This window comes from Streptomyces noursei ATCC 11455, assembly GCF_001704275.1.
Classification (GTDB): domain Bacteria; phylum Actinomycetota; class Actinomycetes; order Streptomycetales; family Streptomycetaceae; genus Streptomyces; species Streptomyces noursei.
Genome location: NZ_CP011533.1, coordinates 4097613 through 4121949 on the forward strand (window position 1 = coordinate 4097613; position 24337 = coordinate 4121949).

Genomic DNA, 24337 nt, shown 5'->3' on the forward strand with positions numbered 1-24337 from the left:
CCCTCATCAGACGTGTCTGTCCCGACGGTACCGCTACGCCTGACGGCGGGGGCGACCCCACGTTGTCGGCCTTGCCGTCGTGGTTCTTCCGCCTTCCGCCTTCGGCGGAGGGGTGTGCGGGGGCTGCCGCCGCTGCTGCCCGTGGTGGGTGCCGGGTGCGGGGCCACCACGACGGCCCTGCATTCCCCACCCCCACCGGGCGGGAGCGGTCCGACGCACGGGAGGGGGCCTGCGGGGCGGGCCGGAGGGGGTGGTTGTCGGACGTAAGCGCAGCAGTCCGACAACCACCCCCGTAGGCCCGCCCCACAGGCCCCCGAAACCCACCACAAGCAACAGCAGGCGAAGGCGAAGCGGCGAACCCGCCCCACCACAACCCCTAGGGCCTGTCCGATGGGCCCTAGCTGTGACCCAACTCCTCCGCCGGCCCGCCGTCCTCCACGGACCCCCCGTCGGCCGCCGGCCGGATGGCCACCGGCTCGACCACGGTCTCGTCGAGCACCGGCTCCGCCGGCTTCGGCGGCTTCGGCATCACGGCGGCCTCCGAGTGCGCGCCGCAGCCGTACGACAGCGAGACGACGCGGCCGTCCGCCGGCGAGAACTCGTTCGCGCAGACCCCGAACGCCTGCCGCAGCGAGCCGGCAATCGGCGTCAGGAAGCCGCAGCTCACGCAGCTGGCGGGGGCCGCCTGGGCCATCGGGGTCTTGGGGCCGAAGGCTTCTTCCCAGCGGTCGGCGGCGGCGTGCAGGCCGTAGCGGGACAGGACCCGGGCGCGGGCCATGCCCAGTTCCTCGGCGACCGCGCCGATGCCGCCGCGGGCGGGCGCCGGCTGGATCGCGGGCGAACCGGGGACGACGTCCGCTTCCTCGGTGTCGGCGACGTCGGCGGCCATGCCCTCGGCTACCGGCGAGTTCGGCGGCGGAGTGTCCTCACCGCTGAACCCGGGCTCCAGCCGCAGGTCGTCGGCCTCGGTGGGCAGCAGGTCGCCGGGGCCCATGTCGCCGGGGCGCAGCCGTTCGCTCCAGGGCACCCACTCGGGTGCCAGCAGCGCGTCGGGGCCGGGCAGCAGGACCGACTCGTCGAGGGTGACGATCTTGCCGCGGGAGGCGCGGGCGACCGTCACCGCCCAGCGCCAACCGCGGTAGCCGGGCTCCCTGCAGTCGAAGAGATGGGTGACGACGCGGTCCGCCTCGGCGACGGCATCGATGTGCTCACCGACCATGCCGGGCGTGGCGACCTCTTCGGCCGCCGCGCGGGCGAGGTCGACCGCCTCGGCGCACAGGCGGTCAGGGGTACGGCTTCGCATCGCAGCACTCACAAGAATCGATTCTCTCTTCCACGCCGTCTCACGAGTGCGCCAGCCGGGGCTGTCCTGGTCCTGTCTGGACGACCTGCGGGGGCCGGGGCGGGCGGAGCGGACCTGGGGACCGCGTCGACGTCCGCGCCCAACTGGTTCGTTCGGTCGAGCGCACCTCTTACGTCCTATTCTGCGCGATCGCAGGGAAATGAGGTACGCGGCCGAAACAGACCGCCGGTGGCGCTCTGGACACGCTACCCCTTCAACGCTGCACGACCCCTCGGCGGGAGCAGCAAATCTCACCGATCGCGGTCGGGCGGGGGTATCGCGGTGACCGCCAGGAGGCCGATGCGCCCCGCCCGCCCAGGAGGAGAAACCGCCCTAGATGGGGCGAGTTGGGGCAGTATGACCAGGTGGCAGCCGTCAGGGCGTCGAGGACGTCGAAGGTCCGCCGGGCGGGCCGGGCGGCCGGGCGCGCGCTGCACCGGCCGCTGGCCGCCGCGGCCCGGGGCGTGCGGCGCGCCACCCACGCACAGGGCGCGGGCGAATCGGGACTGGCGAAGCTGATCGAGTTGCACGCGGTGAACGCCGCGGGTGACGTGATGATCACGGTCGCGCTGGCCTCCACGGTGTTCTTCTCGGTGCCGACGCATCAGGCACGGGGGCGGGTGGCCCTGTACCTGGCGGTCACCATGGCGCCGTTCGCGCTGCTGGCGCCGGTGGTGGGGCCGCTGCTGGACCGGTTGCCGCACGGCCGCCGGGCGGCGATGGCCGGCTCGATGCTGGCCCGGGCGGTGCTGGCGCTGACCATGTCGGGGGCGGTGGCCGGCGGCGGGCTGGAGCTGTATCCGGCGGCGCTGGGGGTGCTGGTGTCGTCGAAGGCGTACGGGGTGGTGCGCAGCGCGGTGGTGCCGCGGCTGCTGCCACCGCGGGTCTCACTGGTGAAGGCCAATTCCCGGGTGACGCTGGCGGGGCTGCTGGCGACCGGGGTGGCCGCGCCGGTGGGGGCCGGGCTGCACCTGATCGGGCCCGCCTGGCCGCTGTACGGGGCGTGCGCGGTGTTCCTGACCGGGGCGTTCCTGTCGTTCTCGCTGCCGCACACGGTGGACTCGGGCAAGGGCGAGGCCCGGGCCCGGCTGGCGTCCCGGGACGGCACGTTCCCCACCGGGCCGGGCGGACGGCGGCCGGGGCTGCGCACGGTCGGCCCGTCCGTCCTGCACGGCCTCCAGGCGAACGCGGCGCTGCGCTCGCTCTCCGGCTTCCTCACCTTCTTCCTGGCGTTCCTGCTGCGCGAGCACCCGTTGGGCGGGCTGGGGGCGGCGGCGTCACTGGGACTGGTCGCGGTGGCCGCCGGGACCGGGAACGCGCTGGGCACGGCGGTCGGCGCCGGGCTGAAGGCGCGCGGACCGGAGCGGATCGTCGCCGCGATACTGGGTCTGGCACTGGGCGCGACGGTGCTGGCGGCGCTGTTCTACGAGGTGCTGGCGCCCGTGGTGGTGACCGCGGCGGCGGCCACCGCGGGGCTGTGCCAGGCGCTGGCCAAGCTGTCGCTGGACGCGATGATCCAGCGGGACGTGCCGGAGGCGGTGCGGACCTCGGCGTTCGCCCGGTCCGAGACGGTGCTCCAGCTGGCGTGGGTGGTGGGCGGCGCGCTCGGGATCGCGCTGCCGCTGATCGGCACGCTGGGCATGACGGCGGCCGCCGGCCTGGTGGCGCTGGGCGCCGCACTGGCCGTGCGGGGGCTGCTCGACGCGGCCCGGAGCGGCGGCCGGCCGGCCCCGCGGGTGGTGTGACGGGACGCGCGGGCCACCCCGTGCGGCGGGCCGGGTCGCGGCGCGCCGCACCCGCGCGTGGCGCGCGCCGGGACGCCCGATAGCCTGCCCCGTATGACCGCTGCGTTGATCTCCCGGGGCAAGGGCCGCCGCGCCGCCGCTGCCCTCGGTGCCATGACCCTGGGCCTGCTCACCCTCTCCGCCTGCCAGCAGCCGACCTCGCTGGCCACCGTGACCGTCGGCTCGAAGACGGTGACGGCGGAGGTGACCCCCGGATGTGACGGCAACGGCAAGTCCCTCGACCAGAAGACCGTCAAGGACTGCATCTCCAAGAAGGGCGCCGACACCCTCACGGTGCAGCCGGGCGAGAAGATCCGGGTGGGCGTCGACCCGAAGGTGGCCAAGTCCGGCTGGTTCGTCGTCGGCGGGCAGCCCTTCATGCAGCCCACCACCGAGACCTACCGCTCGTTCAGCGTGGACGAGATCTTCAAGCAGACCAACCCGATGACCGGCCAGAGCGGTTACCTCCCCGAGGTCACCCTGCTGGTCGCCGAGGCCGGCAAGGCCCAGGGCGAGGGCCCGACGGCCCTGTGGCACGTCAACCTGAAGCTGAAGGACTGAGCGGCGCTGCGCGCGGGGGCCGGGGACCGGCGGCACACGGTGCGGGGCGTCTGATGCGGGCGCTGGTGGTCACCGCGGTGGCCGCGGAGCGCGACGCGGTGTGCGCCGCCGGGGACGGCTACGCGCACCGCCCGCTGCCCGGCGGCCACACGCTGCACCAGGCGCCCACCAGGTCGTACGGGGTGCCGGCCCCGGACGTCCTGGCGGCCGGCGTCGGCCCGGCCGCCGCGGCCGCCGGCACCGCCACCGCGCTCACCGCCGCCGCCCTCGCCGGCACCCCGTACGACCTGGTCGTCTCGGCCGGCATCGGCGGCGGCTTCGCCCCCGGTCCCGGCTCCTCCCCCGGCCACCCGTCCGGCGCGCCCCTGGGCTCGGTGGTCGTCGCGGACGCGATCGTCGCCGCCGACCTGGGCGCCGAGACCCCCGACGGCTTCGTCCCGGTCACCGAACTCGGCTTCGGGACCACGGTGCACCTGCCCGACCCGGCGCTGGTCGCGGCCGTCGCGGCGGCGACCGGCGGGGCGGTCGGACCGGTCGTCACGGTCTCCACGGTCACCGGCAGCGCCGCCCGTGCCGCCGAGCTGGCGGCACGTCACCCGGGGGTGCTGGCCGAGGCGATGGAGGGGTTCGGCGTCGCCGAGGCGGCCGCCGCGCACGGCTTGCCCGTGCTGGAGCTGCGCACGATCTCCAACACGGTGGGCCCCCGGGACCGCGCCGCCTGGCGGATCGGTCCTGCCCTCGCCGCGCTGACCGACGCCTTCCGCACGTTCCCCGGAGCCCTGGCGGGCGCCCCAGCGGCGACGTCGCCCGGGGCTCCGGCATCGCCACCCCACACCCTCCGGAGGACCCCGTGACCCGGCCGCTGTCCATCGCCTACTCCCCGTGCCCGAACGACACCTTCGTCTTCGACGCCCTGGTGCACGGCCGGGTCCCGGACGCGCCGGAGCTGGCGGTCACCCTCGCCGACATCGACGTCACCAACGGCCTGGCCGAGCGCGGCGAGCTGGACGTGCTGAAGGTGTCCTACGCGGTCCTGCCGTGGGTGCTGGAGGAGTACACGCTGCTGCCCTGCGGCGGGGCGCTGGGGCGCGGCTGCGGCCCGCTGGTGCTGACCCGTCGGCCCGGGGCGGCGGCGGACCTGGCGGGCAAGACGGTCGCGGTGCCCAGCGAGCGGTCCACCGCGTACCTGCTGTTCCGGCTGTGGCTGGCGGAGGCGGTGCCGGGCGGGGTCGGCGAGGTCGTGGTGCTGCCGTTCGACGAGATCATGCCGGCCGTGCGGGACGGCAAGGTCGATGCCGGCCTGGTGATCCACGAGGCCCGTTTCACGTACCAGGACTACGGGCTGCACTGCCTGGCGGACATGGGCGAGCACTGGGAGCTGACCACCGGTCTGCCGATCCCGCTGGGCGCGATCATCGCCAAGCGGTCGCTGGGCGAGCCGGTGCTGCGCCGGCTGGCGGAGGCGGTCCGCACGTCGGTCCGGATGGCCTGGGACGACCCGGAGGTCTCCCGTCCGTACGTCCTGGAGCACGCCCAGGAGATGGACCCGAAGGTGACCGACCAGCACATCGGGCTGTACGTCACCGAGTTCACCGCCGACCTCGGCGAGGACGGCTACGCCGCGGTGCGCGGGCTGCTCACCCGCGCCGCGGCCGAGGGGCTCGTTCCGCCCCTCGGCCGCGATGCGCTGAAGTTCCTCTGAAGGATGTCGGTGCGGCCGCCCGCGGCCGCTTCGGGAGCGCGGGCGGTCCGGCTCAGACGTCGAGCTGGTCGGCGACCGCCCGCAGCATGCCGGCGATCTTGCCGCCGTGCGCCTTGTCGGGGTAACGCCCGCGCTCCAGCTGCTGGGTGACGTTCTCCAGGAGCGTGGTGAGGTCCTGCACGATCGAGGCGAGCTCGTCGGGCTTGCGCCGCTGGGCCGCGGCGAGCGAGGGGGTCGGATCGAGGAGGATGACGCTCAGTGCCTGGTCTCCGCGCTGGCCTGCGACGACACCGAATTCGACGCGCTGGCCGGGCTTGAGCGCCTCCACGCCGTCGGGCAGCACCGACGAATGTACGAAGACGTCACCGCCGTCGTCGCGGGAGAGAAAGCCGAAGCCCTTCTCGCTGTTGAACCACTTGACCTTGCCGGTAGGCACGTCTGTCCTCGTCCTCGTACTCGTCGGGAAATGCGGGCTGGTCCGCGGCAGGCAGCGTGTGGAGCCGCGGCGTTGAGAAAATTGGTCCGGATAACAGTGCAGCGGGCCACCGAGCCCGCCTCCCCCAAGGCTAATGGTCCGGGGCCCGGTGACAAGACGTCGCCAGGGGGATCCTCGGCGCCTCTCGCCCGGACTTACCCTGGTCAGGTGTCTGATGAAACGCCCCAGGCCGGGGATCTGATGGTCCGAATCGGCGCGATCGTGTTCCTAGTTGGCGCACTGGCCACTCTCGTCACGGTGCTACCGCTGTTCCTCGGCACGAAGCCGTTGCCGTGGGAGTTCTACTGGGTGTCCATGCTGATGGGCGCCGGTTTCCTGATCGCGGGCTACGGAGTGCTGCGTTCCGTGGTCGCCCAACGCCGTCAGGCGGAGGCGGCCCTCGCGCCATCCCCGTCGACGCCACCCGCCGGGTAACGATCCGGATCCGCTACGTAACGATCCAGCCACGACGGGAAAGCGGTCAGGTCGTCGAGCAGGACCTGGGCGCCGGCCGCGCGGAGTTCGTCGGCGCCGCACGGGCCGGTGGCGACCGCGACGGACAGCGCGCCCGCGGCCCTCGCGCCGCGCACGTCGCCGGTGTGGTCGCCGACGTAGACGCGCGCGCCGTGCTCGCGCAGCGCCTCGGCCTTGGCCTCCGCCCACAGTGAGCCGATGACCGCGTCCGCGGCGATGCCCAGGTGGGCCAGGTGCAGCTTCGCGTTGGGCTCGTACTTGGCGGTGACGACGACGGCCCGGCCGCCGGCCGCGTGCACCGCGTCGACCGCCTCCCGCGCGCCGGGCATCGCCAGGGTGCCGGCGACGGCGTGCGCGGGGTACAGCTCCCGGTAGACGTCGCTGATCTCGGCCACCCGCTCCTCGGGGAACCACCGGCGGATCTCCTGCTCCAGCGGCGGCCCGAGCCGGGTCACCGCGGCGTCCGCGTCGATGTACGTACCGGTGCGGGCGGCGAGCGCCTCGTAGGCGGCCTTGATGCCCGGGCGGGAGTCGATCAGCGTCATGTCGAGGTCGAACCCGACGGTCAGGGGATGCGCAGCCATGCCTGCCATTGTGCCCACGCCCCCGCGGACCGCGGCGACCAGGACGTAGCGTTAGCCTTGCCTTACCTAACCGCGGGCCCCACCGGGTGCCCGCGGTCGCCCGTCCGACAGCTCCAGACCGCGCGAATGGACCCGACGCCCGTGATGCCATGCCCGTGACGCAACGGAAACGGAGCCGACGGCTCGGCCTGACCGCGGTGGCGGTGCTGGCGCTGTTGCTCGCGGTGGTCCTCTCGCTCGCCGTCGGCAGCCGCGCGTTCGCGCCGTCCGCGGTGCTCGACGCCCTCGTCCACGGCGGCACCGACGACGCCGCGCAGGTCGTGCGGTACCTGCGGCTGCCGCGCACCCTGATCGGGCTGATGGTGGGCGCCGCGCTGGCGATGGCCGGCACGGTCATGCAGGGCATCACCCGCAACCCGATCGCCGACCCCGGCATCCTCGGCATCAGCCAGGGCGCCGCGGCCGCCGTGGTCTGTGCCATCGCCTTCGCCGGGGTGCACACCCTCACCGGCTACGTCTGGTTCGCGTTCGCCGGCGCGGGGATCGCCGCCGTCGTCGTCTACGGCGTCGCCACCCGCGGCCGGGGCGGCGCCACCCCGGTCAAGCTGGCGCTCTCCGGCGCCGCGATCAACGCGCTGCTGGTGTCGGTGTCGATGGCGGTCCTCACCACCAGGGCCGCGGCGCTGGACGAGTTCCGCTTCTGGCAGGTGGGTTCGCTCACCGGCCGGGATGCCGCGGTGGCCGCCCAGATCTGGCCGTTCCTGCTGGTCGGCGCGGTGCTGGTGCTGTCGGTGGCGCGTGGACTGGACGCCCTGGCGCTCGGCGAGGACGTCGCCCGGGGACTGGGCCAGAACGTCGCCGCGGTGCGGATCGTGGGCGGGCTCGGCGCGACCGTGCTGACCGGCGCGGGGGTGGCCGCGGCCGGCCCGATCGCCTTCGTCGGCCTGGCCGTCCCGCACCTGGCCCGCGCCCTGGTGGGCGGCGACCACCGCTGGGCGCTGCCGATGGCCGCACTGCTCGGCCCGGTCGTCGTGCTGGTCTCGGACACCGTCGGGCGGGTGCTCTTCCCGCCGTCGGAGGTCCCGGCGGGCGTGATGACCGCGCTGATCGGCGTGCCGTTCCTGGTGACCCTGGTCCGGCGGCGGGCGGTGGCGGCATGACGGCCCCCGGGATCTCCCCCGCCACCCGCCCCGGCGCGGTCCGCCCCGCCGGGTACGCGCTGGTCCGGGCCGGCCGCGGCTCCTTCCTGCTGCACCGGCGCGCCACCGTGGTCGCCGCCGTGCTCGCGGTCCTCCTGGCCGTGGTGTCCGTGGCGTACCTGTGTGCCGGCGAGAGCTGGGTGGCGCCCTCCGAGGTGCTCAAGGTGCTGACGGGCCGGCCGTCCGCGCAGGAACTCGTCGTGGGGACGCTGCGGCTGCCCCGGATGGTGGTCGGGCTGCTGGTCGGCGCGGCCTTCGGGGTCGCCGGCGGGCTGATCCAGACCGTCGCCCGCAATCCGCTGGCCAGCCCGGACATCATCGGCGTCACCCAGGGCGCCGGGGCGGTGACGGTCGGCGCGATGACCTTCGGCGTCACCTCGTTCGCGGTCCTGCCCTACGTCTCGGTCGCCGGCGGGGTGCTGGCCGCCGTCCTGGTCTACGTCTTCGCCTGGCGCGGCGGGCTGCACGCCACCCGCTTCGTACTGATCGGCATCGGCTTCGCGGTGGCGCTGCGCTCGGTCACCCAGCTGTTCCTCACCAAGGGCGACTACCTGGTGGCCCAGCAGGCCCAGGTCTGGATGACCGGCTCGCTCAACGGACGCGGCTGGGCGGAGGCGGCGCCCCTGGGGTGGGCGCTGCTGGTGCTGCTGCCGGCCGTCCTGTGGGCGGCCCGCGCCCAGCGCACGGTGTCCCTGGACGACGACACCGCGACCGCGCTGGGCATCCGGCTGGGCCGCACCCGGCTGGGGCTGGTGGCGGTCGGCGTGGTGCTGGCGTCGATGGCGACCGGCGCCGCCGGGCCGGTGGACTTCGTCGCCCTGCTCGCCCCGCAGATCGCCCGCCGGCTGACCCGGACCGCGCAGATCCCGCTGCTGAACTCCGCCCTGCTGGGCGCCGTCATCGTCGTCCTCGGCGACCTGCTCGCCCGCAAGCTGCTCGCGCCGACCGAGCTGCCGGTGGGCGTGCTGACCGCCGCGGTCGGCGCCCCGTATCTGATCTGGCTGATCGTCAGGGGCCACCGGGCCCGTGGCCGGGCCACAGGAGGAAACGCGTGACCGGTACCGGCACACCGCGGCCGGCGGCCGGGACGGGCCCCGCCGCCCCGGAGACCACCGCCGAGGAACCCATCGCCCAGGGGACCACCGCACCACAGACCACCGCCCGTCTGACGGCCCGCGACCTGACCCTCTCCTACGAGGAGCGCACCGTCGTCGAGGGCCTGGACGTGGACGTGCCCGACGGCGCGGTCACCGTCGTCGTCGGCCCCAACGCCTGCGGCAAGTCGACACTGCTGCGCGCCCTGGGGCGGCTGCTGCGACCGCGCCGCGGCACGGTCCTGCTGGACGGCACGGACCTGGCAAAGATCCCCACCCGGAAGATCGCCCAGTCGCTCGGCCTGCTGCCGCAGACCCCGGTCGCACCGGAGGCGATCACCGTCGCGGACCTGGTGGCCCGCGGTCGCCAGCCGCACCAGCGGTGGTGGCAGCAGTGGTCGACGGAGGACGAACGGGCGGTCTCCGAGGCGATGGCGCGGACCGACGTGGCGGCGCTGGCGGACCGCGCGGTCGACGAGCTCTCCGGCGGCCAGCGCCAGCGGGTCTGGATCGCCATGGCGCTGGCCCAGGAGACCGATCTGCTCCTGCTGGACGAGCCGACCACCTATCTGGACATCGCCCACCAGGTGGAGGTCCTGGACCTGGTGCGCCAGCTCAACCACGAGCGCGGACGGACCGTCGTCGCCGTCCTGCACGACCTCAACCAGGCCGCCCGCTACGCCGACCACCTGGTGGCCATGAAGGCGGGCCGGATCGTCGCCCAGGGCCGCCCCGGGCAGGTCGTCACGGCCGACCTGGTCCGGGAGGTCTTCGGCCTGGACGCGGTGGTCGTCCCGGACCCGGTGACCGGCTCGCCCCTGGTGGTTCCGGGCCGTCCCTGGGAAAGGGAACCCCGGCAGTGACGTCTGCTCGGCGAGGCTCCCGCCCCGCCGACCTCCCCGCCGCCGAGCCGAAAGGGCCGCCATGACCCGCTCCACCCACCCGGCTACGTCCCGCTCGCACCTTTCCTCCCACCCGGCCCCGTGCGTCCCCACAGCCGGCGCGCGGCCGCGCCGCGGCGGCACCGCCCGGGCCGCCGCGGTCGCCGCCGCCGGCGCGCTCCTGCTCACCGCCTGCGGCAGCGGCACGGACTCCGGCGCCTCCGCCGCCGGCCCCGACGGCACCTTCAAGGCGGCCACCTGCCCCGCGCAGCCCACCACCACCTGGCCCGAGCCGGCCCCCCAGGGCGGCGGCAGCCACCCGGTCCGCACCGCGGCGGGCGAGGTCACCGTCCCCGACACCCCGCGGCGCGTCGTCGTCCTGGACAGCGCCGAGCTGGACTCCGCGCTCACCCTCGGCGTCACCCCCGTCGGCGCGACCCGCTCCGACGTCGACTCCGGCTTCCTCGACTACCTGCCGCAGCAGAAGCTCGCCGGCATCAAGGACGTCGGCAGGATCGGCGCCCCCAACCTGGAGGCGATCGCCGCCCTCAAGCCCGATCTGATCCTCACCAGCAAGGTCCGCGACGGCCAGCGCTACGCCGAGCTGAAGAAGATCGCCCCCACCGTCATGACCGAGACCACCGGCTACCCGTGGAAGCAGAACTTCGCCGTCCACGCCGCCGCGCTGAACAAGATCCCCGAGGCCGAGCGCGTCGTCGCGGCCTACCGGTCGCACGCCGAGCGCGTCACCCAGGCCCTGGGCGGCCCGGCCAAGGCCCGCGCCCTGCGCGCCAACGTCGTCCGCTTCGTCGAGGGCGCCGACACCCGCATCTACGGCTGCCAGAGCTACATCGGCACGGTCCTCGACGACATCGGCACCGGCCCCACCTCCGTCGTCGACGGCGCACGGAACGGCCTGATGGTCGAGGTCGGCCCCGAGCAGATCACCAAGGCCGACGCCAACGCCGTCTTCTACTCCACCTACGGCAGCCCCGAGAAGTCCAAGGAGGCCCAGATCACCGCCGGCCCCCTGTGGAAGAACCTCCGGGCCGTCAAGGACGGCAGGTCGATCCGCGTCGACGACCAGCTGTGGATCCAGGGCATCGGCTACACCGCGGCCGACAAGATCCTGGACGAGATCCAGCAGCGGCTGGCCAAGAAGTAGCGGTGGCACGGGCGGCGGCCGGCCCCGGCGGTCGGGTGTCGGCACGGCCGCGGGGCGCGGCGCCCGCCCCGGCGCGCGCCGCCCGCGCCTCAGCCGGCCGCCCGCCGCATCCGCCACAGCAGGAACAGCGCCGAGGCGACCGCCGCCACCCGCACCACGCCCGGCAGGCCGGCGAGCAGTTCCCCGCCCAGGTGGCCCGGGGCGATCGGGGCGCCCCAGCGGCCGTCGTTGCGGCCCCAGATCCAGATCACCAGGCCGCCGGCGACGATGCCCGGGACGCCCAGCGCGGCGAACTTGGTCTCCGTGCGGCTGAGCCGGCGCGAGACGTAGGCGAGGCCCCAGCCGCCGGCCAGCGCCAGCCAGGAGCCGACCACCGCACCGGCCACCAGCAGCAGCACCGCCAGCGTCAACACCGGGCTGAGCCACGCCCGCAGGGGTACCGGTGCGGGCGTCCCGTCCGCCGCGTCCTCCGGCTCGCCCGCCGACTCGGCCGCCGCCTCCTGGGCGGGCCGCCGGCCCAGCGTCCGCCGCAGCAGGCCCGGCGGCACCCGCCGGCGCCCGGTGCCGCCCTCCTCCTCCGCCGGCGCGCCCTCGCCGCCCTTGTCCTTCTCCTCCGGCCGCTCCCAGACCTCCGGGATCTCGATACCGCCGACGAACCCGGGCACCGCGTCCGCCGTGTCCGCCGCCTCGTGGGGCGCGGCCTCCAGCCGCCACCAGTCGGGCGGGTCCTCCGCGTCCCCCAGTTCGTCGGCGCCGGCCAGATGGGGCGGTGCGGCGGCCGGCTGCGCCTCCGGGACGGCCGGCCGGGCACCGCGCTTCTTGAGGAAACCCGGCCGCCGCCCGCCCTCCTGCGGCACGGCCTCGTCGCGCGGCCCGGGGACCTTGCCGATCAGCCCGCCGAATTTCTCGCGGGCGCCGCCCCACTGCGCGGGTCGGGCCGGCTCCGCGGGCCCTCCCTGCGGCCCGACCGGCCGCGCCGCGGCCCCGCCGCCGGCACCGTCCGCGTCGGCCGCGGCCCGCACCACCGCCTCCGGCGTGCCCAGCCGGGCCAGCATCCGCTTCACCCCGGGCACCGAATCGGCCTTCTGGTCGGCCTTCTGCGCGTCGATCTCGGCGCGCAGCGAGATCACCAGCCGCATCCGGGCGCCGGACGACAGCCCCCGCTGCTGGGCCAGGTCGCCCACCCGGCTCAGATAGTCAAAGACGAGCTGCTCGCTCTCGATCCCCACGAAATCCCCTGCGGCGTGCGCTGGTTGCTGCCCCGACGGTACCGCGCGGGCCCGCGCCACCGCCCCGGGCCGCCCGCGGAGGGGCGCACGGACCGGGGGCGGGCCACCGCGCACCGCGGTCACCTCCTCCCGCCGTCTTCCCGGCCCGGCTAACGTAGGACGAATGACCACCGCTACCCCCCGCACCCTCGCCGAGGAGCTCAGGACCCGCTCGGACCGCGGGCTCGCCGGCCTGCTGCGGGCCCGGCCCGACCTGCTCAACCCGGTGCCGGGCGATCTGACGCAGCTGGCCACCCGGGCCGGGACCCGGGCGTCGGTGGTCCGGGCGGTGGAGCGGCTGGACACCTTCGCCCTGCAGACCGCCGAGGCGCTGGCGATCGCCCCGGACCCCTGCCCGTACCCGACGCTGGCGGCGCTGATGGCCGGGGACGCCGGGGACACCGCGGTCGCCGCGGCGCTGCCCCGGGCGGTGGCGGCGCTGCGCGCCCAGGCCCTGGTGTGGGGCCCGGACGACCGGCTGCGGCTGGTGCGCACCGCCCGGGAACTCCTCACCCCGAGCCCCGCCCGCCCCTCCCCGACCGGGCTGGGCCCGACCGTCGCCGAGGCCACCGCCGGGATGTCGCCGGGCCGCATCCAGGAGATCCTGGATGCGGCCGGCCTGCCCGCCACGCACGACCCGGTGTCCGCGGTCGCCGCCCTCACCGGCCTCTTCCGCGACCGCGCCCGGATGGCCGCGCTGCTGGACACCGCGCCCGCCGAGGCCGTCGCCGTCCTGGACAAGCTGCTGTGGGGCCCGCCGTACGGGGCGGTCACCGACCGACCGGCCGCGCATCTGCAGTGGCTGCTGGACCGCGGGCTGCTGCTCCCGGCGGGCGCCCGCAACGTCGTGCTGCCCCGGGAGGCGGCGCTCCACCTGCGCGCCGGGCGTGCGCACCACGCGCCCGAGCCGGTGCCGCCCGCCCTCGAACCGGCCACCGCCCGCGATCCACAGCTTGTGGACAACGCCGCCGCGAGCCAGGCGTTCACCGCCCTGGCCACCGTCGAGGAGCTGCTCAAGGAGTGGGACCTCGGCGGCCCGCCCGTCCTGCGCGCCGGCGGTCTGAGCGTCCGCGACCTCAAGCGGACCGCGGTCGCCCTGGACACCACCGAGCCGCTCGCCGCCTTCTGGCTCGAACTCGCCCACGCGGCCGGGCTGATCGCCTCCGACGGCGAGGCCGACGAGCGCTACGCCGCCACCCCGGCCGCCGAGGACTGGCTGCAGCTGCCCGACCACCAGCGCTGGGCGGCCCTGGTCGCCGCCTGGCTCCCCGCCACCCGCACCCCCGGCGTGGTCGGCACCGCCGACGCCAAGGGCCGTGCCCTGGCCGCCCTCGGCCCGCACCTGGACCGCTCCCCGGCCCCCGAGGTCCGCCACCGGGTACTGACCCTGCTGGCCACCCTCCCGCCCGGCACCTCCGTACCGGAACGGGCCCTGCTCTCCCGACTGCGCTGGGAACGCCCGCTGCGCGCCGCCGCCCCCGCCACCCAGCCCCCGGCCGCGTCGTCCCCGCCCCAGGGACCGGCCCAGGCCGCGCCCCCGTCCACCGCGGCGGACGGCGCCGCCGGCCCCACCCCCACCGACGACCTCCGCTCCCGACTCGCCCAATGGACCCTCGTCGAGGCCGAGTTGCTGGGCGTCACGGGCCGCGGCGCACTCGCCGCCCACGGCCGCACCCTGCTCCGCACCACCGGCGACACGGGCCCGAGCGCGGAAGCGGACACCGGACCACGCGCGGACACGGACGCGGACACGGACGCGAGCACGACCGCGGCCGCCCTCACCCCCCTCACCCCCCTCACCCCCGCCGAGGCGACCGCCACCGCGGTCCGCGCCGCCGCCCTGCTCGCCCCGCTGCTCCCCGAACCGCTCGACCACATCCTGCTCCAGGCCGACCTGACCGCCGTCGCGCCCGGCCCGCTGCGCCGCCCGCTCGCCGAGGCGCTCGCGGTGCTGGCCGACATCGAGTCCAAGGGCGGCGCCACGGTCTACCGCTTCACCCCGGCCTCGGTGCGCCGCGCCCTGGACGCCGGCCGGTCCGCCGCCGAGCTCCAGGAGTTCCTCACCACCCACTCCCGCACCCCGGTCCCCCAGCCGCTCGCGTACCTCATCGACGATGTGGCCCGCAAACACGGCCAGTTGCGGGTCGGCGCGGCCAGCGCCTACGTCCGCTGCGACGACGACGCGCTGCTCTCCGAGATCCTCGCCGACCGCCGCGCCGCCGCCCTGCGGCTGCGCCGGCTGGCCCCGACCGTGCTGGCCGCCCAGTCCGCCCCCGAGCAACTCCTCGACGGCCTGCGGGCGATGGGCTACGCCCCGGCCGCCGAATCCGCCGCCGGCGACGTCCTGGTGGCCCGCGCCGACTCCTACCGCACCCCGCCCCGGACGGCCCCGACCCCGGTGCCCGACGGCCCGCCACCGCCCGACCGCACCCTGCTGGAGGCGGCGGTGCGCGCCATCCGCGCCGGCGACCTCGCCGCCACCGCCGCACGCAAGCCCGCCGCCGCACCCGCCGACACCGCGCCGTCGACCCCGGGCGCACTGCCCCGCACCACCTCCGCCGAGACGCTGGCCACCATGCAGGCCGCGGTCCTCACCAGCTCCCCCGTCTGGATCGGCTACGTCAACGCGGACGGCGCCGCCAGCCAGCGGGTGATCGCCCCCGTCCGCGTCGAAGGCGGCTACGTCACCGCCTACGACCACACCTCCGACGAGGTCCGCACCTACCCCCTACACCGCATCACCGGCGTCTCGGAACTGGCCGACGACGCGGTCTGACCTGCGCGGGAACAGACCCTCCCGCGGACCGGGCCACCGTGTCGGCGCAATGCGGCACACTGGACGTTTGGCACGTTCGGCCGTTCCGGCGGCCGCGGCCCGACGGTTCGGCCCCGGAAAGCGAAAGGCGAGGCGCGTGAACGGACCCCTCATCGTCCAGAGCGACAAGACGCTGCTGCTGGAGGTGGACCACGAGCTGGCGGACGCCTGCCGGCGGGCCATCGCGCCGTTCGCCGAGTTGGAGCGGGCGCCGGAGCACATCCACACCTACCGGCTGACGCCGCTCGGACTGTGGAACGCGCGGGCCGCCGGCCACGACGCCGAGCAGGTCGTCGACGCGCTGGTGCAGTACTCGCGGTATCCGGTGCCGCACGCCCTGCTCGTCGACGTCGCCGAGACCATGTCGCGGTACGGCCGGCTGACCCTCACCAAGCACCCCGCGCACGGCCTGGTGCTGTCCAGCACCGACCGCCCGGTGCTGGAGGAGATCCTCCGCTCGAAGAAGGTGCAGCCACTGGTCGGCGCGCGGATCGACCCGGACAGCGTCGTGGTGCACCCCTCCGAGCGCGGGCAGATCAAGCAGACGCTGCTCAAGCTCGGCTGGCCGGCCGAGGACCTGGCCGGCTACGTCGACGGCGAGGCGCACCCGATCGAGCTGGACGAGAACGGCTGGGCGCTGCGCCCCTATCAGTCGCAGGCCGTGGAGGGCTTCTGGCACGGCGGCTCGGGCGTCGTGGTGCTGCCCTGCGGCGCCGGCAAGACGCTGGTCGGCGCGGGCGCCATGGCGCAGGCCAAGGCCACCACGCTGATCCTCGTCACCAACACCGTCTCGGCCCGCCAGTGGAAGCACGAGCTGGTCAAGCGCACCTCGCTGACCGAGGACGAGATCGGCGAGTACAGCGGGACGAAGAAGGAGATCCGTCCCGTCACCATCGCCACCTACCAGGTGCTGACGACCAAGCGGAAGGGCGTCTACCCGCACCTGGAGCTGTTCGACTCCCGGGACTGGGGCCTGATCGTCTACGACGAGGTGCACCTGCTGCCCGCGCCGGTCTTCAAGTTCACCGCCGACCTCCAGGCGCGGCGGCGGCTGGGGCTCACCGCGACGCTGGTGCGGGAGGACGGCCGGGAGTCGGACGTCTTCTCGCTGATCGGGCCCAAGCGCTTCGACGCCCCGTGGAAGGAGATCGAGGCGCAGGGCTACATCGCGCCGGCCGACTGCGTCGAGGTGCGGGTGGACCTGACCGACTCGGAGCGGCTGGCGTACGCCACGGCCGAGGCGGAGGAGAAGTACCGCTTCTGTGCGACCACGGACAGCAAGCAGCGGGTGACCGAGGCGCTGGTGCGCCGGCACGCGGGCGAGCAGACCCTGGTCATCGGGCAGTACATCGACCAGCTCGACGAGTTGGGCGAGCACCTCGACGCGCCGGTGATCAAGGGCGAGACGAGCAACGCGCAGCGCGAGAAGCTCTTCGACGCCTTCCGGGAGGGCGAGATCTCGGTGCTGGTGGTGTCCAAGGTCGCGAACTTCTCCATCGACCTGCCGGAGGCCACGGTCGCGATCCAGGTGTCCGGCACCTTCGGCTCCCGCCAGGAGGAGGCCCAGCGGCTGGGCCGGGTGCTGCGCCCCAAGGCCGACGGCCACGAGGCCCGCTTCTACTCGGTGGTCGCCCGCGACACCATCGACCAGGACTTCGCCGCGCACCGCCAGCGTTTCCTGGCCGAACAGGGCTACGCCTACCGGATCATGGACGCCCACGAACTGCTGACCACCGGTGGGGACGACCTCACCGCCGGGGAGGACGATCCCGCCCCGGCGTGATGCCGGGCGGCGGCGGGGTCAGCTCGTCGGGCTGCCGGTGGGTCGGCGGGCGTCGACGCGCGGCGCGGGGACGCGGGCGGCCGAGCGGCCTCGGGGGGCGTCGGCACGGCCGGGCGCCCCGCGCGTCCACCAGGCCAGCGCGGCCAGCAGGGCCAGCCCGAGCACCGGGTAGGGGGCGGCGAGCGGCTGCTGCCACCAGCTGAAGTGCAGGGCCAGGGTGCCCCGGTGGTGGAGCGCCCACATCGAACGGGCGGCGAAGGCGACCGTGACGGCGGTGGCCAGCGCCCAGCGCCACACATCCCGCCGGGCGTGCGCGACCAGCGCGGCCACCAGGGGTATGCACCAGACCCAGTGGTGCGACCAGCTGATCGGCGAGACCAGCAGCGCGACGACGGCGGTGGCGAGCACGCCCCACAGGTCCAGGCCGCGGCGGACATATACCCGGCGGGCGATCCAGAGCCCGGCCGCGCCGGTGACCGCGGCCGCCGCCAGCCACCACATCCCGGGTTCGGTGGTGTGCAGGAGCCGCGCCAGCAGCCCCTGGAGCGACTGGTCGTCGACGATCCACACCTTGCCGACCCGCTGCGTCTCGAACATCCGCCGCGTCCAGAACTCGACGCTCGCCGCGGGCAGCACCAGCGCGCCCAGCAGCACCGACACCACGAATCCGGCGAGGGCGGTGAACGCCGCCTTCACCCGCCCGGTGATCAGCAGATAGACCGCGAAGATCGCGGGGGTGAGCTTGATGCCCGCGGCGAGGCCGGTGGCGAAGCCCTTGAAGCGGGCGCCGTCCGGCCGCGAGAGGTCCCACAGGACCAGGCAGGCCAGGGCCAGGTTGATCTGCCCGAAGACCACGGTCTGGAAGACCGGTTCGAGCCAGAGGCCGAGGGCGGTGGTGACGAGGACGAGCGGCGCGGAGTACGCGGCCCGGCGCAGCCCGGCGGCCCTGCAGGAGAGGTGGATCAGCAGCGCCAGCAGGGCGGCGTTGACCAGGACGCAGGTGACCTTGAGGGTGGTCAGCGAGACCCAGGTGGTGGGGATGAACAGCAGGGCGGCGAACGGCGGGTACGTCGCCGGGAGCGCCCACTTGGTGACCGTGAAGCCGTAGAGATCACCGCCGGTCGCGGCGGCCTGGCCCTCGGCGCGGTACACCTCTATGTCGGACATCGGGAGCTGCACGACCAGGGAGAGCGCATAGAGCGCGGCGAAGGACAGCACCAGCAGGCCCGCCCCCAGCGCCAGTCGGCCGGGGCTGGCGATGCTCTGCGCCCAGGTGCGTCTCCACGTCCACGTCCCCGTCCCGTCGGCGGCAGACACCGTTGACCCCTCCTCGTCGCCCTGAGCGCGCTCTCTGTGGCGACGCTAACGGACAGAGACCGACCGCCCGTAACGCTTTCCGGTCAACCGGATGTCCATGCGGAATCGGCGCTCACGCACACGAATGGTGCGTAATTCCGATCCTGCCCGACCGTTCGGTGCCCGTGACGGTGGCAGGACGCGCGTGGCTAGAAGGTTCGCCGGCGGCGCGCGGTGGTGCTTCCCGCGGCGTGCCGCGCCTCATCCCTCGGCGTACTCGCCCATCACCACCACACTGAACGCGGCTGCGGCGAAGACCTTCACCGCGCGAAGGGCGCCGCCCACCGGGTGACGGTGCTCGCGGACGGCCGCCGAACCGGTGGCGGCATCGGTGCCGAGAGCCGTGGCACCGTTGGCCGAGCGGCGGGGGACGGCGTGGACGGAGACTGAGGAGATCGTTGCGCTGCTCATGTCTCCATCATCCGTTTCACGCGATCGGCGCACATCGCCCCACGGTTCCATCTCCCGGCGCCCCGGCATCCACCTCTGGGTCCACACCGTCCCCTACGGGAGACCTACGCTCCTGGCGCGCTCTCCCTCCCGAGCACGGTGATCCGCCACCGGGGCGGGGCCCGGCACAAATCCGTTGGCGCCCCGGATAGCTGCGCACTACAATCGCCCGCCTGCCTGCCTCCCGTCAGGGGAGTGCCACCGTCCGGTCGGAAACCGGTCGGCCTTCGCACCACGCCGTCGCACGCCGTCGCCCCGTCGCCGGACGCCTGCCGTCGCGCCGCACACCAAGGAAAGACCCGCTATCGGAGGCAAGCCGTGCCCTCGCACGCCCACCCGTCACCCGACCACCACCCCTCCACGCCGGCGCCAAGCGCCGAAAGCCTCATCCCGCCACCCGACCACCGCCCCCCCACGCCGGCGCCAAGCGCCGAAAGCCTCATCCCGCCACCCGACCACCGCCCCTCCCAGGACGCCGCGCAGGACGCCGGCCCGCTGCGGCGGGAGCGCGCGCACCTCGCCGCCTCCCGTGCCGCCCTCCGCGCCATGCGCGAGGACGCCGAGTCCCTGAACATCGCGGACGTCACCGCGAACTGGGTCAACGCCGAGGTCCTCCAGGGCGAGATCGACGCCCGCATCAAGGCCCTCGCGGACCTCTCCGGCACCCCGCTGTTCTTCGGCCGGCTCGACTACCTCCACGCCCCCGGCGTCGATCTCGCCGAGGGCGCCGCCGGGGAAAGCTTCTACGTCGGCCGGCGCCATGTCCACGACGCCGACGGCGACCCCATGGTCATCGACTGGCGCGCGCCGGTCTCCCAGCCGTTCTACCGGGCCTCCAAGAAGGACCCGATGGACCTCAGGCTGCGCCGCCGCTTCGGCTACACCGGCGGCGAGCTGACCGCCTACGAGGACGAGCACCTCACCGACCCGGCCGAGGCCGAGACCACCAGCGCCCTCCTCCAGGCGGAGATCGAGCGCCCGCGCGTCGGCCCGATGCGGGACATCGTCGCCACCATCCAGCCCGAGCAGGACGAGATCGTCCGGGCCGGCATCGGCGGCACGGTCTGCGTCCAGGGGGCACCCGGTACGGGCAAGACCGCGGTGGGCCTGCACCGGGTCGCGTACCTGCTGTACGCCCACCGGGAGCGGCTGGCCCGTTCCGGCACCCTGGTGATCGGCCCGAACCGCTCCTTCCTCCAGTACATCGAGCAGGTGCTGCCCGCCCTGGGGGAGTTGGAGGTCAAGCAGGCCACGATCGACGACCTGGTCGACCACGTGGAGGTGCGCGGCACGGACGACGCCACCGCGGCCACGGTCAAGGGCGACGCGCGGATGGCGGAGGTGCTGCGTCGGGCGCTCCGTTCGCACATCGCGTCGCCGCAGGAGCCCTGTGTGGTGATCCGCGGGTCCCGCCGCTGGCGTGTTCCGGCGTATGAACTCGAAGAGATCGTGCAGGAGTTGCGGGACCGCGACATCCGTTACGGCGCGGCCCGCGAGGCGCTGCCGCAGCGGATCGCGCACGCCGTCCTGGTGCGGATGGAGCAGGCCGGCGAGGCGCCCGACGACCGGGTGCAGGACGCGGTGGCCCGTAATGCCGCGGTGAAGGCGGCGGTCAAGGCGATCTGGCCGCCGGTCGATCCGGCGAAGCTGGTGCTGCGGCTGCTGAGCGACGCCGACTTCCTCGCCGCGCACGCGGACGGGATCCTCACCGACGAGGAGCAGAAGGCGATCCTGTGGCCGCTGCCCGGATCGGGAAAGCGGGCGCCGCGCAGCGTCAAGAGCGCCAAGTGGTCCTCGGCGGACGCGGTGTTGGTCGACGAGGCGACGGACCTGGTGACCCGCACGCACTCGCTGGGCCATGTGGTGCTGGACGAGGCGCAGGACCTGTCCCCCATGCAGTACCGCGCGGTGGGCCGCCGCTGCACCACGGGCTCGGCGACGATCCTGGGCGACATCGCCCAGGGCACCACCCCCTGGTCGACCGACACCTGGCAGCAGGCGCTGGCCCATCTGGGCAAGCCCGGTGCCGCCGTCGAGGAGCTGACCCAGGGCTTCCGTGTGCCGCGCGAGGTCATCGCCTACGCGTCCCGTCTGCTGCCGGCGATCGCGCCCGACCTGAAGGAGGCCACCTCCATCCGCGAGTCGGCGGGCGACTTCGCGATCCGTACGGTGCGGCCCGCGGACCTGGACGCGACGGTCCTCGCGGCCTGCCACGACGCGCTGGCCAAGGAGGGCTCGATCGGCCTGATCGCCGCGGACGCCCGTATTCCGGTGCTGCGTGCGGCACTTGAGGAGGCGGGCATCAGCGCTCTGCCCCCGGGGGCGGAGACCTCGGCCGACGCCCGGCTGACGCTGGTGCCGGCCACCCTGGCCAAGGGCCTGGAGTACGACTACGTGGTGGTCGACGAGCCGGCGGCGATCGTGGACGGCGAACCGGACCAGCGGACCGGCCTGCGCCGCCTGTACGTGTGCCTGACCCGCCCGGTCTCCGGCCTGACGATCGTCCACGCGGCGGACCTGCCGGAGCAGTTGGGGAACGCCTGACGGCGGGCGGGGGCCGGTTCCCGACGGCCGTCAGTTCCCGGCGGCCGGCCCGTCGCCGGCCTCCATCGCCCGTACCAGCGTGTCCACCAGCCCGGGGAACCGTGCGTCGAGTTCGGCGCGGCGCAGCCGCACATAGCGGTTGCGCCCGACCACCCGGGTCGAGGTGATCCCGGCCTGCCGCATGATCCGCATGTGGTGCGACACCGTCGACTTGTGCAGGTGCGCGACGCCCAGCCGCTCCGACGAGCAGTCGTACCGCCCGCCGTTCGCGTAGACCCCGAGCAGGTGCAGCCGCGTCGGGTCCCCGAGCGCGTGCAGCACCTTCACCAGCTCGATGTCCGCGACGTCCGGCTGCTCCAGCAGCTCGCCCTCGCCCCTGTCCTCAGCCATGGAATCCGGCCTCACCGATAGAGAACACGACCTCTCCCCCGCGCCCACCCTAGGGCTCGGCACGGCGCCCTCCGGCTGCGGACGGGGCGCGCGCCCGGCAGGCGCCCGCCCCCCAACTCCCTTGTTCAGGACAGCGTCTGGCCCGGATAGACCGAGATCCCCGTCTGCTCGCGCGGGGCGAACGGCGCGCCCCGGTCGCCGGTGCCGTGGTAGACGTACGCGTCGCCGCCCGACGAGGTGACCAGGAGGTCGGCCTTGCCGTCGCTGTTCGCGTCACCGATGCCGATCATCTGGGTGTACCCGCCCCAGCCGCCGCCGATCTTCACCCGGCCCTCGAAGTTGCCGTCGCCCTTGCCCGGGTACAACCACAGCACCCCGCTCTTGTCGCGGGCCACCACGTCGCCCGCGGGCCCGCCGGCCACGTCGCCGACCGAGGTGATCCGGTCGTAGACGTTCCAGCCACCGCCGATCTTCACCCGGGGGGCGAACGGCGCCTTCCAGCTGCCGGTGCCCTTGTAGAGCCAGAGCACCCCGGCGGAGTCACGGGCCAGCAGGTCGCCGCGGCCGTCGCCGTCGACGTCGCCTCCGCCGGTGAGCTGGGTGTAGTCGCCCCAGCCGGCGCCGATCCGGACGCGGCCGTCGAAGTTGCCGTCGCCCTTGCCCAGGTACAGCCACAGCACGCCGGCCTTGTCCCGGGCGACCAGGTCGCCGTGGACCGCTCCGGCGACGTTCCCGACGGCCGTGACCTGGTCGTAGATGTCCCAGCCGCCGCCTATCCGGGCCGCGTCCCGGCCCTTGAGCCGTGCGTCCTCGGGGTCGCGGTAGGTGTCCTGGCGCTCCATGTCCCCCCAGCTGTTGCGGAGCAGCAGGTCCGGCGTGCCGTTGTCGTCGTAGTCGTGCGGGGCGGGCCGGCGCGTCACCGTGAAGGTGCCGCCGGCGTCGAGGACCGGGCCGATGCCGTTGCGCGGCTTGGCCGTCAGCTTCCAGGTGTAACCGCCGTTGGGGGCGGCCCGGTCGGGGGCGTAGGAGGGGCCGAGCAGGCCGTCCCAGTCCAGGTCCACCCAGGTCGGGCCCTTGTCCTCCCACTTGGCGGGGTCGATCCGGAGCTCGAACTCCCGGGTGGCGCCGGAGGCGGTGTGGCGCAGGGTGACGGTCACGTCGGCGTTGCCGTGCGACAGCTGCCAACGCGGCCGCCAGTGGCCCTTGTCCAGTTCGGCCACGGCCGGGGCCTCGGTCCCGACCAGGGTGAGGCCGGTCCGCTCGCCGGTGCTCGCCATCAGCTTGGCGACGGGGGCGCCGTCGGCCCCGGGGGAGACGCGGTAGAGCCCCTCCCCGTTCTCCACCGTGCCGCCCATCACCAGCAGGTCGCCGTCCGGGGTGGGCGCGGCGGAGCTGGCGTGCTCCAGGAGCGTGCGGGGGGTGCCGCCACCGATCGGTACGGCGCGGATCCGCCCGTCCGCCCCGGTGTAGGTGGTGCCCTCGTTGAGCTGCCAGCTGTTCCCGTACAGCGCCCAGTCGCCCACCAGGCCGACCAGCGGGCCGACGACATGGTTGAGGTCCATGCTCCAGCGCTTGTGGTCCCCGCCGAGCTCCATGGTGCGCAACGACGACTCGCCGTCGAGCATGAACAGGCCGCCGGCGAGCGCCAGGTGCGTGCTGGACAGTGCGGTCCGGGAGGTGTAGCCGCCGACCATGCCGTGGTCGGTGTCGACCGTGGCGGCGGCCAGGTCGGCCACCGCGTAGTCGTACATGCCCCGGTCGTCCACGCCGGGCGCCGTCGTCGAGTAGCGCAGCACGGCACGGTCGCCGAGGCCCGACTCCAGGTCGACCTCCCGCGTCCTGTCGGGCAGTCCGGTGATCACCCGGTCGGTCACCGTCCCGCCCGTGGCCTGCAGGACGTGCGCCCGCACGGTGCCCTTGTCCTTGTCCCGCTCGTACGCCAGGACCCGCGATCCCACGGTGCCCAGGTAGAAGTAGCCGTACGTGGTGAGGTCGACGAGAGTGGACGACCCGGTGGTCATGTCCCGCAGGGTGATCTTGCGGGAGGCGCCCATGACCGGGTTGTCGCCGAGGGCCACGACGTCGGACGCGGTGCCGTGCTCCGTGTCGTACCGGGACGTGGGGTCGTCCTGGGCCAGCTTCGTCGTCACGCCGTCCGCGTACCGCGTCCACAGCACGTGGTGCTGGGCGTCGACGGAGAGGAAGCCGGTGCGGCCCGCGCTCACGATCTGGGAACCGGCGGCGATCTTCAGCGTCCGGGCGGGGGCTTCGGTGCTCGCGGAGGCGGCGGGGGCGGCGACGGCGGGCGCGACGAACGGACCGGCGGTGACCGCCAGGGCCAGTGCGACGGCAGTGGTCACCAGCCGGCGCGAACGGCCGGCCGGCCCCTGGGTGCGCGGGCGACGAGGTACGGCGGAACGGGGCATCTGCCCTCCTGGCAAGGCGCGTGCGGGCCGGAGGGCGGCCGGAA

20 protein-coding genes are annotated in these 24337 nt (G+C 74.7%); 12 read left to right on the plus strand and 8 right to left on the minus strand.

Features of this window, described 5'->3' with window-relative positions; translation table 11 throughout:
* Nucleotides 1–397: 397 nt before the first annotated feature.
* Nucleotides 398–1303: a DUF3027 domain-containing protein gene (locus SNOUR_RS17030; RefSeq protein WP_067347929.1), complete on the minus strand. Its 906-nt coding sequence runs from the start codon at nucleotides 1301–1303 to the stop codon at nucleotides 398–400.
* A gap of 404 nt (nucleotides 1304–1707) precedes the next feature.
* Between SNOUR_RS17030 and SNOUR_RS17035 the strand changes: the two genes are divergently transcribed.
* The 4 genes from SNOUR_RS17035 (at nucleotide 1708) to SNOUR_RS17050 (ending at nucleotide 5389) form a co-directional block, all read left to right on the plus strand.
* A complete protein-coding gene (locus SNOUR_RS17035; RefSeq protein WP_067358413.1) occupies nucleotides 1708–3087 on the plus strand; it encodes an MFS transporter in 1380 nt (459 codons plus the stop codon).
* A 93-nt stretch (nucleotides 3088–3180) separates the two neighbouring features.
* The gene (locus SNOUR_RS17040; RefSeq protein ID WP_039633738.1) at nucleotides 3181–3687 is read left to right on the plus strand and encodes a hypothetical protein; all 507 of its coding nucleotides are present in this window, start codon (nucleotides 3181–3183) and stop codon (nucleotides 3685–3687) included.
* A gap of 53 nt (nucleotides 3688–3740) precedes the next feature.
* Complete coding sequence (locus tag SNOUR_RS17045) at nucleotides 3741–4541, plus strand: futalosine hydrolase (RefSeq protein ID WP_067347932.1); 801 nt, start codon at nucleotides 3741–3743, stop codon at nucleotides 4539–4541.
* Nucleotides 4538–5389 carry a 1,4-dihydroxy-6-naphtoate synthase gene (locus tag SNOUR_RS17050; protein WP_067347934.1) on the plus strand — a complete coding sequence of 284 codons (852 nt, stop codon included), beginning with the start codon at nucleotides 4538–4540 and terminating at the stop codon, nucleotides 5387–5389. Before SNOUR_RS17045 ends, SNOUR_RS17050 begins: the two co-directional genes overlap by 4 nt.
* 52 nt (nucleotides 5390–5441) lie before the next feature.
* Here the strand turns inward: SNOUR_RS17050 and SNOUR_RS17055 are convergent, their stop codons facing one another.
* Nucleotides 5442–5825: a cold-shock protein gene (locus SNOUR_RS17055; protein ID WP_067347936.1), complete on the minus strand. Its 384-nt coding sequence runs from the start codon at nucleotides 5823–5825 to the stop codon at nucleotides 5442–5444.
* Nucleotides 5826–6065: 240 nt separating this feature from the next.
* Here SNOUR_RS17055 and SNOUR_RS17060 point away from each other — a divergent pair, with 240 nt between their 5' ends.
* Entirely contained in the window at nucleotides 6066–6299 is a 234-nt protein-coding gene (locus SNOUR_RS17060; protein ID WP_067347939.1) for a hypothetical protein, read from the plus strand.
* On the opposite strand, the gene SNOUR_RS17065 is transcribed toward SNOUR_RS17060, so the two are convergent.
* Nucleotides 6248–6922, minus strand: a complete 675-nt coding sequence (locus SNOUR_RS17065) for an HAD family hydrolase (protein ID WP_067347942.1) — start codon at nucleotides 6920–6922, stop codon at nucleotides 6248–6250. The two genes, SNOUR_RS17060 and SNOUR_RS17065, sit on opposite strands and share 52 nt — an antisense overlap.
* Before the next feature lie 149 nt (nucleotides 6923–7071).
* Between SNOUR_RS17065 and SNOUR_RS17070 the strand changes: the two genes are divergently transcribed.
* From SNOUR_RS17070 to SNOUR_RS17085, 4 genes are all read left to right on the plus strand, one after another.
* Nucleotides 7072–8082, plus strand: a complete 1011-nt coding sequence (locus SNOUR_RS17070; protein ID WP_067347944.1) for a FecCD family ABC transporter permease — start codon at nucleotides 7072–7074, stop codon at nucleotides 8080–8082.
* On the plus strand, nucleotides 8079–9176 hold the full coding sequence (locus tag SNOUR_RS17075) for a FecCD family ABC transporter permease (protein ID WP_067347947.1): 1098 nt from the start codon (nucleotides 8079–8081) through the stop codon (nucleotides 9174–9176). The genes SNOUR_RS17070 and SNOUR_RS17075 overlap by 4 nt, the downstream gene beginning before the upstream one ends.
* A 71-nt stretch (nucleotides 9177–9247) precedes the next feature.
* Nucleotides 9248–10078, plus strand: coding sequence for an ABC transporter ATP-binding protein (locus SNOUR_RS17080; protein ID WP_067358415.1), 831 nt, complete (start codon nucleotides 9248–9250; stop codon nucleotides 10076–10078).
* A 61-nt stretch (nucleotides 10079–10139) separates the two neighbouring features.
* A complete protein-coding gene (locus SNOUR_RS17085; RefSeq protein ID WP_067347950.1) occupies nucleotides 10140–11261 on the plus strand; it encodes an ABC transporter substrate-binding protein in 1122 nt (373 codons plus the stop codon).
* Between the two features lie 89 nt (nucleotides 11262–11350).
* On the opposite strand, the gene SNOUR_RS17090 is transcribed toward SNOUR_RS17085, so the two are convergent.
* Entirely contained in the window at nucleotides 11351–12490 is a 1140-nt protein-coding gene (locus tag SNOUR_RS17090; protein ID WP_067347952.1) for a hypothetical protein, read from the minus strand.
* A gap of 163 nt (nucleotides 12491–12653) precedes the next feature.
* Between SNOUR_RS17090 and SNOUR_RS17095 the strand changes: the two genes are divergently transcribed.
* Nucleotides 12654–15305 carry a helicase C-terminal domain-containing protein gene (locus tag SNOUR_RS17095; protein ID WP_067347955.1) on the plus strand — a complete coding sequence of 884 codons (2652 nt, stop codon included), beginning with the start codon at nucleotides 12654–12656 and terminating at the stop codon, nucleotides 15303–15305.
* Nucleotides 15306–15441: 136 nt separating this feature from the next.
* Nucleotides 15442–17127, plus strand: a complete 1686-nt coding sequence (locus tag SNOUR_RS17100) for a DNA repair helicase XPB (RefSeq protein ID WP_067347958.1) — start codon at nucleotides 15442–15444, stop codon at nucleotides 17125–17127.
* An 18-nt stretch (nucleotides 17128–17145) separates the two neighbouring features.
* Here SNOUR_RS17100 and SNOUR_RS17105 read toward each other — a convergent pair whose 3' ends face one another.
* Together SNOUR_RS17105 and SNOUR_RS17110 are read right to left on the minus strand one after the other, a co-directional pair.
* Nucleotides 17146–18444, minus strand: coding sequence for a glycosyltransferase 87 family protein (locus SNOUR_RS17105; protein ID WP_067347961.1), 1299 nt, complete (start codon nucleotides 18442–18444; stop codon nucleotides 17146–17148).
* Nucleotides 18445–18684: 240 nt separating this feature from the next.
* Nucleotides 18685–18894: a hypothetical protein gene (locus SNOUR_RS17110; protein WP_067347963.1), complete on the minus strand. Its 210-nt coding sequence runs from the start codon at nucleotides 18892–18894 to the stop codon at nucleotides 18685–18687.
* A 480-nt stretch (nucleotides 18895–19374) separates the two neighbouring features.
* On the opposite strand from SNOUR_RS17110, the gene SNOUR_RS17115 reads away from it, so the two are divergent.
* Nucleotides 19375–21477 carry a HelD family protein gene (locus SNOUR_RS17115; protein ID WP_067358416.1) on the plus strand — a complete coding sequence of 701 codons (2103 nt, stop codon included), beginning with the start codon at nucleotides 19375–19377 and terminating at the stop codon, nucleotides 21475–21477.
* Nucleotides 21478–21507: 30 nt separating this feature from the next.
* On the opposite strand, the gene SNOUR_RS17120 is transcribed toward SNOUR_RS17115, so the two are convergent.
* Both SNOUR_RS17120 and SNOUR_RS17125 read right to left on the minus strand, forming a co-directional pair.
* On the minus strand, nucleotides 21508–21867 hold the full coding sequence (locus SNOUR_RS17120; protein WP_067347965.1) for an ArsR/SmtB family transcription factor: 360 nt from the start codon (nucleotides 21865–21867) through the stop codon (nucleotides 21508–21510).
* Between the two features lie 125 nt (nucleotides 21868–21992).
* Nucleotides 21993–24293: an FG-GAP repeat domain-containing protein gene (locus tag SNOUR_RS17125; RefSeq protein WP_067347968.1), complete on the minus strand. Its 2301-nt coding sequence runs from the start codon at nucleotides 24291–24293 to the stop codon at nucleotides 21993–21995.
* Between the last annotated feature and the right edge of the window lie 44 nt (nucleotides 24294–24337).

Excerpts from the sequence above, each read along its gene's own strand:
- SNOUR_RS17030 (WP_067347929.1), bottom strand. The coding sequence starts at position 1,303 with ATGCGAAGCCGTACCCCTGACCGCCTGTGCGCCGAGGCGGTCGACCTC.
- SNOUR_RS17040 (WP_039633738.1), top strand. The coding sequence starts at position 3,181 with ATGACCGCTGCGTTGATCTCCCGGGGCAAGGGCCGCCGCGCCGCCGCT.
- SNOUR_RS17045 (WP_067347932.1), top strand. The coding sequence starts at position 3,741 with ATGCGGGCGCTGGTGGTCACCGCGGTGGCCGCGGAGCGCGACGCGGTG.
- SNOUR_RS17060 (WP_067347939.1), top strand. The coding sequence starts at position 6,066 with ATGGTCCGAATCGGCGCGATCGTGTTCCTAGTTGGCGCACTGGCCACT.
- SNOUR_RS17065 (WP_067347942.1), bottom strand. The coding sequence starts at position 6,922 with ATGGCTGCGCATCCCCTGACCGTCGGGTTCGACCTCGACATGACGCTG.
- SNOUR_RS17070 (WP_067347944.1), top strand. The coding sequence starts at position 7,072 with ATGCCCGTGACGCAACGGAAACGGAGCCGACGGCTCGGCCTGACCGCG.
- SNOUR_RS17075 (WP_067347947.1), top strand. The coding sequence starts at position 8,079 with ATGACGGCCCCCGGGATCTCCCCCGCCACCCGCCCCGGCGCGGTCCGC.
- SNOUR_RS17085 (WP_067347950.1), top strand. The coding sequence starts at position 10,140 with ATGACCCGCTCCACCCACCCGGCTACGTCCCGCTCGCACCTTTCCTCC.
- SNOUR_RS17095 (WP_067347955.1), top strand. The coding sequence starts at position 12,654 with ATGACCACCGCTACCCCCCGCACCCTCGCCGAGGAGCTCAGGACCCGC.
- SNOUR_RS17110 (WP_067347963.1), bottom strand. The coding sequence starts at position 18,894 with ATGAGCAGCGCAACGATCTCCTCAGTCTCCGTCCACGCCGTCCCCCGC.
- SNOUR_RS17120 (WP_067347965.1), bottom strand. The coding sequence starts at position 21,867 with ATGGCTGAGGACAGGGGCGAGGGCGAGCTGCTGGAGCAGCCGGACGTC.
- SNOUR_RS17125 (WP_067347968.1), bottom strand. The coding sequence starts at position 24,293 with ATGCCCCGTTCCGCCGTACCTCGTCGCCCGCGCACCCAGGGGCCGGCC.